The following is a 14,514-nucleotide window of genomic DNA, read 5'->3' on the forward strand; positions in this document are numbered from 1 at the left end:
CCCCCCCCCCCTTCCCTCCCAACTTTCACTGGGATGAGAAAAGGGGGCTATTTTCGCGTTCCCGGGAGCTTCAGTCTTTACAGCTCGTCGGTGTTCGTGCTGCTCGGCGTTTTCGTCGGCGGTTTCGCTCTGTCCACCGAGCGTCTGGCGGTGGGATTCGGGAAGCTGCGGCAGGGCGCCCGTGAGGGCATCGACCAGGTGATGAGGATCAGGCGCCCGGGGAGCTCCCCGTCCGGCACGCCCACGACTCGGCGTAGCGACCGCCCTTCGCCAGCAATTCATCGTGCGTACCCCGTTCTGCGACCGTCCCGTCCTCTGAAAGCACGACGATGAGGTCGGCATCGCGGACGGTGTGCAGGCGATGGGCGACGACGATCACGGTGTGATCGCCGCGCAACGCCTCCATCGTGCCGACGATCGCCCGCTCAGTGGCCGCATCCAGCGAGGACGTCGGCTCGTCGAGAAGCACCACCGGGGAATCCTTCAGAAGCGCCCGGGCGATGGCGAGGCGCTGCCGCTCGCCTCCCGACAGCAGCGTCCCCTCCTCCCCCACCGGGGTATCCCACCCGGAAGGCAGCAGCTCCACGATGCGGTCCACCCCGGAACGCCGGGCGGCCTCGCGCAAGCGGTCCCCGTCACCGGGCCCGGAACCGAATTCGGGGTCGGCGAAGACCACGTTGTCCCGCACGGACGCGTCGAAAAGGAACGTCTCCTGGAACACCGGGGTCACCAGCGAGTTCACGCCGTCTGTGCCGATTCGAGGCAAGGGCACCCCGCCGATGAGGATCTCCCCCGAGTCCGGATCATGAAAACGCGACAGCAGCCGCATGACCGTCGTCTTGCCCGCCCCCGACGGTCCCACTACGGCAACCAGCGCTCCCTGAGGTGCACGGAAGCTGACGCCGTCGAGAACCTTCTTATCCCCGTACCCGAAGCTCACGCCGCGGAACTCCACGTCATGCCCGTCGGGCGGCTCCGGTGCGGCAGGTTCGGGAAGGGCGGGGATTGCCCGCAGATCACGCAACGCAGCCAACGTGTTGCGGCCCGCACCGAAACCGCCGGACAACGCTCCCGCCGTGGTGATCGGTCCGGTGAACTGGACGACCACGATGAGCATTGGCGCCAAATGCGCCGGCGCCATCCCGCCCGTCGCGGCGACTGCCACGGCGACGATTACCGCCGCCGTGAACACCGCATGGACGACCGAACTCAACCGTCCGATGGCCGCCCCCTGCGTCGACGTCGCCTTCGCGAACGCATCGTGTTGGGCCCGGATCGCCTCATCCACCATCGCGTCCGCCGCCGAACCGTCGCTCGCGGCGCGAATCGCCTGCTGGCAGCGGGTGAACTCGATCAGCCTGCCGGAGACGGCAGCGACGGCGTCAGCATGCGCTTCGTCCGACTCCCCGCCGACCCGGCCAATGGCCCGGTAGGCGAAGAAGATCACCGGCGCCGACGCGACGAGAACCAAACCGACGCGCCAATCCACCGCCAGAATTCCGAAGGCGATGACGGTCGGCGCAACCACCGCGGCGATGACGGGCCGCAGGATCACGTGCGGCACGGACGCCGCAAACGCGATACCCGACGACGCCATCTCCGAAAAGCGGCCGGCCGTGGACTTGGTGACGTACCCGAGTGGCAACGTCAGCACGCGTTCGCCCAGGGAACGCAGCAGGGACGACAGCACCGCTGCGGAATTCGCCCTGCCGACCGTCCCCGCGGCGAGAGACAGCACCGCATGGGCGGCCGCGAGGCCGGCGATGACGCCGGTGAAACGCCACGCCGTCGCATCATCTCCCTCGGCCAGAGCCGACAGCAGCGGCAGCAGCGCGACGAACGCCGCTCCCTGGGCCAGCGCGGCAAGCGCGGCCAACGCAATGAGCCACGCCAGCGTCATTCTCGAGCGCCGATCCGTCATCGACCACAAGTCCCGAATCATCGGTTCCCCGCCTTTTCATCGTCTGATTCAATGCCCCGCGGGGCGGATGGTTCGTCGTCGAGCGCGAACGCGCGCCACAAATCCCGGTAGCGGCCACCGCGCGCAAGCAACTCGTCGTGGGTACCCGCCTCCGCGACCGCTCCCCCATCGAGAACGAGGATGCGGTCGGCGTTGCGGATCGTGCTCAACCTGTGCGCGATCACAATCACCGTCCGCGAACGGGCCAAACGCTCGATTGCGGACTGGATGAGGGCCTCGGAAGCCGGATCCGCGTAAGCGGTTGCCTCGTCGAAGATGAGCACCGGCGCGTCCGTGACGATCGACCTCGCGATGGCCACGCGCTGCGCCTCGCCACCGGAAAAGGTCACGTCGACGTTGACCACCGAATCCAGGCGCTTCGGCAGCGCCTCGATGACCGCATCGAGGTTCGCGAGCTTCGCGGCCGCCATGATGTCGCCGTCGGTGGCGTCTCTCTTGGCCAGCCGGATGTTCTCCCGCAACGGCAGCGTGAGCAACTGCGGATCTTGGAACACCACCGACACCGAGCGGTGCACGTCGCGCACGGCGATGTCGCGGAGATCGACGCCGCCCAGCAGCACCGAGCCTTCGACGGGGTCGTGGAAACGCGCCAACAACCGGGCGACGGTGGACTTTCCGGAACCGGAGGACCCCACCAACGCCGTGAGGGTCCCCGGTTCGAACGTCGCGGACATCCCATCGAGGACCCGCGGCCCATCCCCGTAGGAGAAGACCAGGTTCCGGACCTCGAGCGCGCCCCCGCGCACGGGCACCGGATCGGCGGGCTCGGCGATCGGCGGCGTGCCCAGCACCTCCGCGATGGATTTCAGGGCCGCGATCCCCGCGATGATGGGTTCGGAGTTCATGGCCACCCGCACGATCGCCGCGGAGAATCCAAGGCCGAGAACCAGCCCGGCGACGAGGCCCTCCGGTGTGCCGCCCGCGGCGTCCCTCAGAGCGAGGCCGGCGCCGCACACCACTGCGAGGACCGTGATCGGAGACGTCACCACGTCGATGAGCCCAAGATAGACGTTCGACTGCCGAGACCAGGCGGACCACGCGCGGACGAACGACGACGCCGCGGCATCGTAGCGGCCCGAGCCCTGGTTGGCGCGTCCGAAGGACTTCATCACCGGGATGCCGCGCACCAACTCGATGACCGCGGCCGTCACTCCTTCGGAGGCTCGCTCGTAGTCGCGCTGAAGGCCGGCGCCACGCGACATCATTACGCCCATCAGGGCGAAGGTGACCAGCACCGGGACGACCGCCACCGCCGCAATCCGCCAATCCACCGCGACGAGCGCGATGAGGGAAAGCAGGGGAACCAGCACCGCCACCACGGTCTCACCGACGGTGTGGCCCATGAGCTGGTGGACAGCCGCGACGTCCTTCTCAACCGACCCGATGATTCCCGACGAGCGCCGGGCGTCCAGCCAGCCCAGCGGCAACTTCCGGATTTGGGCGACCAGCCGGCGCCGGAGGTGGAGCTGCAGGTCGTTATCCGCCCGGTGCGAGAGCATGCCGGCGGCGCCGTCCGCGGCCATGCGCACCGTTGCGGCGACGACGATGACAGCCACGGCCAACCACGTCCGATGCTCCGGGGCCTCCGGGTACGTCATCGCGATGTCGATGATGCCGACCAGCGAAGCAACGGTAGCCACCGACGACAGGACGGATAACGCGACCACCGCACGCATCCGAGTCCGGATCGGGGCGAGCAGCGACCACGGGCCTACGGTCCCGTCCACGGCGCTCACTTGCCCGCCTCCCCGATCGCGCTTTTCTTCGTGAGAGTGCAGAAGTACACCATGCCGGCGTGTGAGGCTCCGCCCAGCTTCAGCCCGTTGGCTTCGGCGAGGTCCTCGAGCTCGCTGCCCCGGAACACCCGGTGGCCCATCTTCGCCATGACGGCCATGTCGACCCGCTCGTTCACGTCGGGATCCTCGGCGAACGTCTGCACGTAAGCGATGCCGCCGTCGGCGAGCAGCCCGGCGACCCTGCCGAGCGCGGCACCCGCATCCTTCATTTGGTGGAGCGCGCCGCACACCCAGATTTCATCGGTCCTGCCGGGCTCTCCCGCGAGCGGCGCAAGGACGTCGGCGACGTGGAATTCCGTCCGGGCCCCGAGCCCTTCGACGGCGGCGCGTTCGCGGGCGATGCGAATCGCATTGGGCGACAGGTCGTAGCCGACGATGTTCGCCCTGCGATAGCGAGGCTCGGCGGCGAGCATGCGGGCGAGCCACCCGGTTCCGCAACCGAGGTCGAGAACCCGGGCCGGTGCATCCGGCCCGGGATCCAGCGCACGGAGCTTCCGATACATGGCGGCGGCGTCCATCGGTTCACGCGCATAGCGGCTGAGGAACCTCGGCTGGACCTTGTCCTCGTAGGCCGCGAGGAGTCTGCGGTTGTTCTGGACGATCTGGGCAATCGACTTCATCTGGTTCTGTCTCCGGGGTGTGTGGGCCGCGTCCACGCGGCGGTTTCGGGTTAGGTGCTCGGGTTCGCGGGCCATCGTCGGCGGCGATGCCCCCGTGGACGTGCCCGTCATGCAGACTCCCCCGGCCTCGTTTTCACGGCGATGCCCCACGCCGCAAGCACGGCGATGCCTAAGAACCAGGCCGCGCAGACCACCAGACCCGCAGCCCCGTTGCCGTTGACGGCCTCGCCGGCCGCGGATACGGGGGTGTGCCCGGCGATTCCGCGCAGGAGAGGACGGAAGTGGTCGGCGGGCATGAGCACCGTGTTGACGAACATCGCAACGATGATTAACGGGATGAGGGCCACGGAGCCCTGGGGGCTGGTGATGGAGAACGCGATGTACGTGCCGGTGCATGCGGCCGCCGCGGCAACCATCGCGCCGGTCACCGCGATCCTCCACCACCAGGACGCCTCAGGGGGGCTGTCGGAAAGCAAGGCGGCCACCGCCACGACGACGACCGACATCGCCATGATCCGGATGAACTCGGCGATGATCCGTGCGGCCGGCACGGCCGCGTACGGCGCCGGCATGGTGATCAACCGCTCGTGGAGGCCATTGCTGCGTTCAACGAACACAGTGGACGATCCCGTGATGGCCAAGATGAACGCCCACGTCGTCACGACCAGGATGACCGCGTTCGGGAGTTCGAACTCTCCGGTGAGCTGCCTGACCAGGCCACCGAACATGCGGTTGACGATGAACAGGTACACGAGCGGAGCAATGAACGTCATGAACCAGAAGTCGGGGCGCCGCAGCCAAATGTGGGCAATGCGCCGCAGATGCACGAAGATGGGGCCGATCATGATTCGCTCCTCGAGGTGAACCGGCGGATGAACAGGACGATTCCGGCGACCGCCGCGACACCGAGCCACAGGGCTGCCTCTTCCCCGGCACTATCCGGGAAGGCATCCGGGGACGCCGCCCTGATCACCTCGATGATCGGCGAAAACGGCATGTGACGTACGACGTCGCGCAGGGAGCCGTCCAAAGCGGTCGCCGGAATGAACGCAGTGGAGAACATGAGCAGCAGCATTTCCAGCGCCTGGATCGATGAGGCCGTCGACACCGGGGCGGGCACCATCAGGATCACCCCGTCCGTGACCAGGGACAGGACCGCCGCGGCGAACAGCGACCACAGGACAGTCCACGCGACGTCACCGACAGCCATGTCGAGGCCGCAGGCCCACGCGACGACCAGCAGCGCCGCGATCGACGCGGACATCCGCAGCACATCGGTGACGAGCCTGCCGGCGACATAGCCGCCTGTGGCCCCGGGCAACACGCGCACGCGGTCAACGAGCCCGGATTCGACGTCCTGTCCCACCGCCATCGCCGACGCCGCGGCGGTGAACATCGCCGCCTGGAACAGGCAGCCGCCGAGCACGAAACGCAGGTACCCGAAGCCGGATTGCCCCGCCGAGTACCCAAACACCGCGTACAGGCACAGCAGAAAGAGGGGCGGAACTACGAACATGGAAATCAGCGACGCGGTGTTGCGTCGCAACAGCAGCAGATCCCGACGGAGAAACGCCGCGACCGACGTCGCACTCATCGCGCCGCACCCCCTGCGTTCATCGATATGAATACCTCGTTGAGGGTGGGCGGCGACACGCTCAGCGAATCCGGCAACGCTTCCGAGGCCTCCATCGCCTGCGCCACCGCCTCGAGGACCCGCGGTCCGGGGTCGACGTCGAGGGACACCGACTTCCCCGCGACGCGGGCGCCGTCCAGGCACGTTCCTCCGAGGCAGCGGGCGAACGCCTCCGCCTCGGCGGTGGTGGCAAAGGACACGCGGAGCACGTGCGACCCGAAGTCGCGGCGCAATTCCTCCGGCGTTCCGCTGGCGACGATGCGGCGATCCTTGAGCAGATGGACGTGGTCGGCCAGCGCCTCCGCCTCTTCCAGGTACTGGGTGGTCAGCACCAGGGTCATTCCGTCGTCTCGCAGCTGCCGGATGAAGCCCCACAGCTCTTCGCGGCTGACCGGATCCAGCCCCGTCGTGGGTTCGTCGAGGAACAGCAGCCTGGGCACGACGCACAGCGACGCGGCGATGTCGAGGCGGCGCCGCATGCCACCCGAATAGGCCGACGCCAGCGTCGAGGCACTGTCTGCGAGCGAGAATTGCGCGAGCAGTTCCGTCGCGCGGGCGGCCGCGGCGGCGCGGTCGAGTCCGCGCAGCCGCCCGAAGAACTCCAGGTTCTCCCGGCCGGTGAGGTTCTCGTCGATCGCCGCGAATTGGCCGGTGGTGGCAATGTCAGCGCGCACGCCCGCCGGGTTCTCTTTCACATCGCGCGAGAAGATGCTCACCTCGCCGGAGTCGGCGGTGATGAGCGTCGACAGGATTCGGATGAGGGTGGTCTTGCCTGCGCCGTTGTGACCGAGGAACGACACGATCGCCCCGGCGGGCACGGTGAAACTCACGCCGTCGAGCACATGCTTGCGCATCCGGGCACCGCGCTTTCCCTTGCGCCCGCCTTCGGGCGGGGTGCCCGCTTTGCCCGCAATCGGGTAGCTCTTCGTGAGGTCGCGTACGACGATCGCCGCACCTCGTTCAGCTTGATCCGTCATCGTTTCCCCTTTTCTTTGGTATCGCAGTGGGCCGCTGTCGGCAGCGGCCCCGTGGTCGGGTTGTCATGCGGCACCTCGATATGGATGCCCGCATCGCGGGCGAAGGCGAGGACCGGTTCGAGGAGCCGGGGGTGGCCGACGAGATCCCGGCACCCCGGCGCGACCGGCTTCCCCGCGACCGCCACAACGGTGGCGGCAGCAATCGCCGCGGTCATTTTGTAGGAACCCGGGCCGGTCGCCCGGACGACGGTCGTCTCGGCCGCCGGGCCCGCATCGCCCGCGCCGGCGGACGACAGTGCGACGACCAGCTCGGCGGGTTGCGGAGTGCCCTTCGCCCGCGCCTTCCGCGATGTCACGGCCGCCCCGAGACGGGCGAGCAGACCGGAGACAACGGGCATCGAGTACAGTCTCGACGTGCGGATTTTCTCCACCGACTCATCGGGGAGGGCATCGAAGGCGACGTGGTAGGAATATCCACGGATCGAGGGGCACACCTCGCGTACGACGTCGATGTCCGGGCATTCGTAGCTGATTCCGCTTTGCGACGACACCGGGTTGCGCCGCACCTCGACGATGGTGCCGCCGAGCATCGTGCGGTATCCGCCGCGGATAGTCCGGAACATTGACTCGACCGCCGCGGCCCCGGATTCCTGGTCGGCGCCGATTCGCAGATCGACCCGCACATCGCGGACCTCTTCGGCGCCCGCGGCGCGGGCCCCGAGCACCAACAGGGCCGTCGACAAGCCCGGGCACAGACCGAACCCGGTGAGCACGGGAACCCCCTCCCGCCGGGCATCCCCGTCGAGGGCCATGATCGCGCGGCGGGCGTCGATCGAATCGTTGACGTCGATGTACCCGGTGCCTGAGTCGATGCAAGCACGGGCGAGTGAGTCTGCGTGCACCTCGAACGGGCCGGTGCAGTTGACCACCCAATCGTGTTTGCGGAAGACCCTGCAGATCTCGTTGTGGCCGGCGGCGATCCTCAGCGGGAAGTGCCGCCCCGGGCCATCGTCTGGCTTCTGCCGGGAAGTGTAGGCCAGCTCAATCCCGTCGACGACGCCGAGCATCCCCCGGACGAGCCGTCCGGTGACGCCGGTACCTCCGGCCACCAGCACTTTCACGGGTTCGCCCGCGTCGCGGTCCCGTGCTTCCCCGCCGTTTCGTCGGTCAGTCATTTTCCATCTCGTTTCCCCGGTCCCGCGACCGGTCGATTCCTTCGGACGACGGGTCCGCTGCCCTGTCGTCCGTTTCCGGCGCTCGGCGCCGGCGTTCGATGTACTCCCCGATGAGGGCCCCGGTCAGCGCGGCATCCTCTCCGAGGACGAACGAATAGTGGTTTCCCGCGACGCCGGCGACGCAGAGGTCATCGACGAGGTGGTCCCGCCACTGGTCGTGGTTGTGAGCCTCGCCGTCATCGGGGAGAACGAACAGCGCCTCCCTCACCCGACCCTCGGGCCGGTACCGGGTGCGGGCATCGATGAGCGAGCGCAGCGAGTTGAACTCCGTCGCCGTCACCCGGTCGCCGGAAAGCCCAAGGTCCTCCAGGAGCGTCGGTGCGACTGCTGCGGCCAGGGCACGCAGACGGGCCCCCCGTTCCTCGTCGGTCTCATCGACCCCGCCGAACTCCGCCCAGAGGCGGGCAACCGGCGTTCCGTGCGGGAGATCGGCGATCGAGGGCACCACCCGGGACAGCAGCCCCTTTTCGGATTCCGCGCCGAAATCCCCGACGTCGACCGCGATCCCCGGAGCCAGGCTGTCGAGAAACACCAGCGCGGGATCAAGATCGGCCAAACGGAGCACCATCTCGGCCGCGATGGTGCCGCCGAGGCTCCATCCGACGATCGCCGGGGCGGCACCGTCGACGAGCACCTCGCGGACCCGGCCCGAGTAGTGGGCCGCGATGTCGCCGATGCCGATGGCGTGGGGGAATGGTCTCTCGAACTCCGCGAAGCCGACGCCCCACACCTGCCCGCCACCGGGGATCGCGAGGGCCAGGTCTCGGTAGATGTCGACGGTGCCGAATCCGCCGTGGACGAGGAAGATCGGGTGCGCCTCATCGCCGCTGCGCAATAGGACCAGCGAACGGTCCGCGGCCGACGCGCCGGGATCATCCGCGTCCCGCCGGTCGGTCGGCGTGGCCGTCGACTGGCCGACGAGCTCGGCCACGCCACGTGGCGTCGGCTTGGCCAGCGCTTCCGCGAGCGGCACCGATGCCCCGGTGATGTCCTGGATCCGCTGCATCAGATTCACGAATCCCAGGGAGTCGTAGCCGAGGAGGAACAGGTCGTCGTCCGCGCCGGCTTCGGCGCCGCCTAGGTCGGCCCGGACCATCCCGGTGATGACCGTCAGGTATTCGCGAACTCGGCCCATCAGTTCCCCGGATGCGATCCTCGAGATCGCGCCCGACCTGTCGCGCTCCGCCGATGACGCGCCCGCGACGCCGTCGCCGATCGCCCCACCGCTGGAAGAAGTGCCCCCGACCGCCAGGCGCAGGCGCCGAACCTGGCCGACGCTCAGCGGCGCCGCTTCGGGGCAGCCCCCGGCGAAGCCCGACACCGACCTGATGTAGTGGTCGAAGATGTCCTCCACCAGTTCCGGTTCCAGGATCTGCTCGACGAAATCCCAGGCGACGTTGATACGCCCGCCAACCTCCATCACTTGGTTGTCCAACAGCACCTGCGGGGTCTGGGAGATGGCGTAATCGACGTCACCCAGGACGTGGGCACCCCTGCCCGAGCCATCGCCTGCCGCGGAACCCTCGCCGAACAGCAACGAGGTGTACACGAACGGCGCGATGGCCTGTCCGACGGGCAGACCCCGGTGGCGCGCGATGGCGCCGAGCAACGACACCCCGGAGTACCCGGCCGCCATGTGCCCGAGCAGCCGGTCGCGCAGTTCCGCCGTCCACCAACGGAGGTCATAGTCGGCGGCCGCTTTCACCGGCATCAGAATGACGCCGGTGAAATCACCGAAGACGCCGGCGAAGTCGGCGATTTCGGGATCACGGTTGTACGTGGTGATGTTGATGCCGACCGAATCCCCCCTCGACCACAGCGACAGGCTCGTCGCATAGCAGGCGAGAAGCAGTGCGGACACGCTGCCGTCGGCGGCGCTGGCCCGTTCCCGCAACAGTGCGGTTTCCTCAGCGGTGAACGTGTGCGACAGGCGACGCATCCGCGGCACATCCACGTCCGCGGCCGCACCGATTGATGGAAGGGTGTTGCCGGGCGGGAAGTCCTCGACCACCGTCCGAGTCAACGTCTCATCGCCGCGCCCGACCGCCGAAGCCTCCCGGCGCTTCATCTCCAAGACGTACGTGCGGTAGTCGCCGGTGACGGGCGGAAGCTCCGTTCCCCGGTACAGCTTGTCCAGGTCGTCGATGAAAATCCGTTGGCTCGCCCCGTCTCCGATGATCATGTCCACGCTGAAGAACAGGCGGTGCCGCCCGTCCGGGAGCGCGAACGCCGACAGATGGAACAAGGGCCAGCTGCCCAGATCGAATACCTGGTGGCTCAGCTCATCGCGCTTGCGCCGCACCGCCTCGACCACGGTCGCCTCATCGGCGGCCCGGTAGTCGGCGACGGCAATGCGGTAGCGCGGAACCTCCGGCAGGATCCGCTGCGTGGCTTGTGCGGTGAACACGACGCGCAGCATCGGATGCCTGCGGATGAGGTTGTCGAGGGCGTCCTCCAGGCGGTCGATGTCGGTACCGGGTTCGGTGACGGATTCGATGTAGTAGTGCTCGGTGACGCCGCCCAGCTCGAACCCGGAGTTCCGGCCGACGTAGTAGGCCTTCTGCATGTCGGTCAGGGGGAACGGCGCGTGGGGGTCGTCCCCGAATTGTTCCACCGGATCCTTCCCGTGGGCACTCGCGGAGGATTCTCGGACGCCTCCTGCGACTGAACCGGCACCGCCGGCACAATCGAGGGAAGACACTGCCTCGGCGACGGCTTCAGACTCGGCACCGGACTCCCGCATGGCCTCCGAGACAAGGCCGGCGATGTGCGCGATGGTCGGGTCGGCGATGACGTCGCGGAAACGGAGCCGGACGCCCGTCTTCTGCCGGATCGCGCGCATCATAACCTGGAATTGCAGGGAATCGCCGCCGCGGCGGAAGAAGGACTCTCCCGCGCCGCATGCCGGATCCGCCGCACTCGTCGACGGGGCTTCCCCGAGGATCTCGTCGAAGACTCCGGACACCAACTCGATCGCCCCGGGGACGGCGACGGAACCAGCCGCGCCCGCGGCTCCGGCCTCCGCCCCGGCGACCTCGCCATCGGCCGTTGCCCCGCCGCCCGCGGCGCCGACGTGCCTACGAATTTCCTCCTGATCCAGTTTCCCGTTGACGGTGACGGGCAGGTGCGCCACGGGCAGCAGGACCGTCGGTACCATGTACGCTGGCAAGCAGCGGGCGAGCTCGGCCCGGACGACATCCCGCGAGCCGGTCATGTCGTCCGCCGGAACGTAAAGGCACGCCAGGAGTCCCCGACCGCCCGATTCGACGACCGCCGCCATCGACGCGGTCACCAGGCCGGACCGCTCGAGGACCGATTCGATTTCTCCGAGTTCGACGCGGAAGCCCGCGATTTTCACCTGACGATCGCGGCGGCCGAGAAATTCCACGAAACCCTCCGCGTTGAAGATGCCCACGTCTCCGGTCCGGTAGCAGCGCCCGATGCCTGGGACATCCACGAAGGCGGCAGCGGTCCGCTCTGGATCGGCCGCATACCCCTGCGCGACGCCGAGACCGCTGATGTGGATTTCCCCCGGCACGCCGACGGGGCAATGCACCCCGTCGGGCGCGAGCACGTGAATGCCCTGGTTCGCCAGCGGGTACCCGTAGGGAATGCGGTTTTCCAGGCTGTCGCGTTGCAGCGGGCAGTAGATGGACCAAATGCTTCCTTCGGTCGCACCGCCGAGGCTATTGATCGACGCGTTCGGGAACATGTCCATGGCGCGCGCCGGAAGCCCCGCTGCGATGCGATCGCCGCTAAGCAATACGGTGCGCACATCCGGGAACACGTCGTCGTCCGACGTCCGGACCAGGGCGAGCTCCAAAAGGGCGGGCGCGGAGTTCCACAGCGTGACCCGCTCTTCCCGCAAGACGTCGAGGATTTCATCGGCGTCGCGCTCGTCTCCGACCATCGTCACCGTCGCGCCTGCCGCAAACGCCCCGAACACGTCGTAGACCGACAGGTCGAATCCCAGCGACGACAATCCGATGATGCAATCGGCGGAGGTGACCCCATACCGCCGGTTCACGTCGAGGATGGTGTTGATGCAGTTGCGGTGACTGATCCGCACACCCTTTGGTCGGCCCGTCGTCCCCGAGGTGAAGATGACGTAGGCAAGGTCGTCAGGGGCAGTGCCAAGCGAAGGGTGCGCACCCGCGCTGCCCGCGCGGTCGCAGACTTCCGCGGCTGCGGGCTTGCCGACGCCCGCCACTCCGCTTTGGTTCAGTTCATCGATCACGCCGGTGTCCAGAATCGGGCCCGACGCACCTGAGGCTTCCACGACGTATTCCTGTCGCTGGGCCGGCATGCCCGCGTCGACGGGCACGAATGCGGCTCCCGCACGCAATGCGCCGACCATGTTGACGATGTCGTCGGGATGCTTGGTGTAGCGCACGATTACCGCGTCCCCCGCCCCGACGCCGGAATCTGAGAGATGGCGGGCGATGCGTCCGGCCCGGGCCCAGACCTCGGCGTAGGTGTACGAGATGCCCCGGGCGGCGAGGCGCACGGCCGGCGCGTCCGGAGTCGCCGCGTATGCGGCTTCGACAAGCGAAACCAGGGTGTCATCGTGGATCGGGCCCGCAGCGTCGTTGTAGCGGGCGACGGCCCCCTCCGTCTCCGCATGACGGATGGGCAGAGCCTCTCCCCCCTCCGCCACCACGTCCAGGGCCTCCGCAACGGCCCCGAACATCGCATCTACCGCAGGGAAGTAATCGTCGACCACGTCCCACGACAACGTCATCCCGCCCGATGCCGGCATCACTTGGATGTCGAGGCACACCTGCGCGGTTTGCGTGTAGATGCGTTCGATGACTGGGCTGCGCCCACTGCCCCGCTCGCCGCCGAGGTAGCTGGTGAACACCACCGGAGCAGTGGCCTGGGTCTGATTGGCCGCATCCCGGAGGAATCGCTGTAGCACCTCCACACCGGAAACGCCGCGGTGAGACAGCCCTTCGCGAATGTCCAGGTCGATCGCCTCCGCCAACCCGTCGATGGTCGCGGCTCTCCCGGCGTCGACGCCGACGAGCATCGATGAAGTGAAATCTCCCATCACCCTCGTGCCCGCGGCGAGGCCGCTGCGTTCGCTGACAGTCACGTTGACCGTCAACGCCGATTCGGGCAGCCACCTGCAGACGACGGCGGCGTTGACGGCCATTACCAGCGACGACAGGGTAACTCCAATGCGGCGGGCCCGTTCGCCGAGCTTGGCGGTGATCTCCGCGTCGAGCACCGTGCCCAAGCGCCGGGTCGACCAATCGTCGTCACCCCTCACGGCCGCCGGGAACTCCGGGCGCCGCGGCAGATCTGCGGCCTTCTTCTCCCAATAGGCGAGGTCCTCGGCTCGTTTCCCGTCGCGCCGGCGCGCAGAGATTGCCGCCAGGGCATCCCCATATCTGGAAGCCGGAGCCGGCGGCTCCCCGGCCAGCAGGGATTCGAGCTCGTCGAAGAACAGGTACACCGAACCCGCATCCATGACGATCATGTTGAAGTAGATGAACATCCTGCACCCGCCCGCATCTGCGAGCAGCCTCGCGGCGACCATGGGACCGTCCTCGTTCGACGATCGCGCCGCGGTTCGCATGTCCCGACGGATCTCCCCCACCGCCGCGTCGACATCGTCGCCGGACCCGACTACCTCGACGGTGGCGAGGCACGCGCCGGTCGGGCTCAAGACCCCGGCATCGACATCGAGCCGATGGAACAGCACGTCGTGACGCCCGAAGACCGTCCGCACGGCCTCCTCCACCTGCGGCAACGAATAGTCGTGCCGGGATTCCGCGTAAATGTACGTCGCTTGGCCGCCAAGCTCGATGTCCTCGTCCGCGCCGAGCAGGTAGGCGGTCTGGATTGGATTGAGCGGGACCGCATCCGCGGGATCGGCCCCATTTTTGCCGGCACAGCCGTCATCTGACTCACCCGTCGCTACAGCGGGGTCGGCCCCGGCAGCGGCGCCTGCGGCAGATCCGGCATCAGCGCCACCCCGGGCGGCGTCGATGACGGCCGCCAAATCAGCGACCGTGACCCCGGGGTCCATCGCCCCGTAATCGATGGTGACCCCGTACTCGTCCTCCAGCGCCAGCAGCATCTGGAGGAAAGTCAGGGAGTTCGGGATGTGGTCGCGGAGTTTCACGTCCGCCGAATCCAGGTGCACGCCGATGGCGTCGGCGATGGACTCCGACAGCCTTTCGGGGGCGACTCGGGCCCCGGTGCGGGCTTCTCCCACGGCGGTAGATGCGACGGCCGGCGCGATCGTTTCATTGGTCATCGTCATC

At 68.0% G+C, this 14,514-nt stretch carries 8 protein-coding genes; all 8 read right to left on the minus strand.

Annotation, left to right across the window (positions count from 1 at the left end; translation table 11 throughout):
• Positions 1-208 precede the first annotated feature (208 nt).
• Positions 209-1,942 carry an ABC transporter ATP-binding protein gene (locus tag HMPREF2614_RS03190; RefSeq protein ID WP_038626225.1) on the minus strand — a complete coding sequence of 578 codons (1,734 nt, stop codon included), beginning with the start codon at positions 1,940-1,942 and terminating at the stop codon, positions 209-211.
• Complete coding sequence (locus tag HMPREF2614_RS03195; protein ID WP_070560116.1) at positions 1,939-3,717, minus strand: ABC transporter ATP-binding protein; 1,779 nt, start codon at positions 3,715-3,717, stop codon at positions 1,939-1,941. The genes HMPREF2614_RS03190 and HMPREF2614_RS03195 overlap by 4 nt, the downstream gene beginning before the upstream one ends.
• Positions 3,714-4,397: an SAM-dependent methyltransferase gene (locus HMPREF2614_RS03200; RefSeq protein WP_070560192.1), complete on the minus strand. Its 684-nt coding sequence runs from the start codon at positions 4,395-4,397 to the stop codon at positions 3,714-3,716. The genes HMPREF2614_RS03195 and HMPREF2614_RS03200 overlap by 4 nt, the downstream gene beginning before the upstream one ends.
• A gap of 107 nt (positions 4,398-4,504) precedes the next feature.
• Entirely contained in the window at positions 4,505-5,242 is a 738-nt protein-coding gene (locus HMPREF2614_RS03205; RefSeq protein ID WP_038626230.1) for an ABC transporter permease, read from the minus strand.
• A complete protein-coding gene (locus HMPREF2614_RS03210; RefSeq protein WP_038626232.1) occupies positions 5,239-5,991 on the minus strand; it encodes an ABC transporter permease in 753 nt (250 codons plus the stop codon). The genes HMPREF2614_RS03205 and HMPREF2614_RS03210 overlap by 4 nt, the downstream gene beginning before the upstream one ends.
• Positions 5,988-7,007 (minus strand): ABC transporter ATP-binding protein, encoded by a 1,020-nt coding sequence (locus HMPREF2614_RS03215; protein ID WP_038626234.1) that lies wholly within the window; start codon positions 7,005-7,007, stop codon positions 5,988-5,990. The genes HMPREF2614_RS03210 and HMPREF2614_RS03215 overlap by 4 nt, the downstream gene beginning before the upstream one ends.
• Entirely contained in the window at positions 7,004-8,182 is a 1,179-nt protein-coding gene (locus HMPREF2614_RS03220) for a saccharopine dehydrogenase family protein (RefSeq protein ID WP_038626236.1), read from the minus strand. The genes HMPREF2614_RS03215 and HMPREF2614_RS03220 overlap by 4 nt, the downstream gene beginning before the upstream one ends.
• Entirely contained in the window at positions 8,175-14,507 is a 6,333-nt protein-coding gene (locus HMPREF2614_RS03225) for a non-ribosomal peptide synthetase (protein ID WP_070560193.1), read from the minus strand. The genes HMPREF2614_RS03220 and HMPREF2614_RS03225 overlap by 8 nt, the downstream gene beginning before the upstream one ends.
• Positions 14,508-14,514 lie beyond the last annotated feature (7 nt).

Source organism: Corynebacterium sp. HMSC074C11 (genome assembly GCF_001809455.1).
GTDB classification, from domain to species: domain Bacteria; phylum Actinomycetota; class Actinomycetes; order Mycobacteriales; family Mycobacteriaceae; genus Corynebacterium; species Corynebacterium amycolatum.

Coding starts and splice junctions, on each gene's coding strand:
- HMPREF2614_RS03220 (WP_038626236.1), bottom strand. CDS start 8,182: ATGACTGACCGACGAAACGGCGGGGAAGCACGGGACCGCGACGCGGGC.
- HMPREF2614_RS03200 (WP_070560192.1), bottom strand. CDS start 4,397: ATGAAGTCGATTGCCCAGATCGTCCAGAACAACCGCAGACTCCTCGCG.
- HMPREF2614_RS03210 (WP_038626232.1), bottom strand. CDS start 5,991: ATGAGTGCGACGTCGGTCGCGGCGTTTCTCCGTCGGGATCTGCTGCTG.
- HMPREF2614_RS03190 (WP_038626225.1), bottom strand. CDS start 1,942: ATGATTCGGGACTTGTGGTCGATGACGGATCGGCGCTCGAGAATGACG.
- HMPREF2614_RS03215 (WP_038626234.1), bottom strand. CDS start 7,007: ATGACGGATCAAGCTGAACGAGGTGCGGCGATCGTCGTACGCGACCTC.
- HMPREF2614_RS03205 (WP_038626230.1), bottom strand. CDS start 5,242: ATGATCGGCCCCATCTTCGTGCATCTGCGGCGCATTGCCCACATTTGG.
- HMPREF2614_RS03225 (WP_070560193.1), bottom strand. CDS start 14,507: ATGACCAATGAAACGATCGCGCCGGCCGTCGCATCTACCGCCGTGGGA.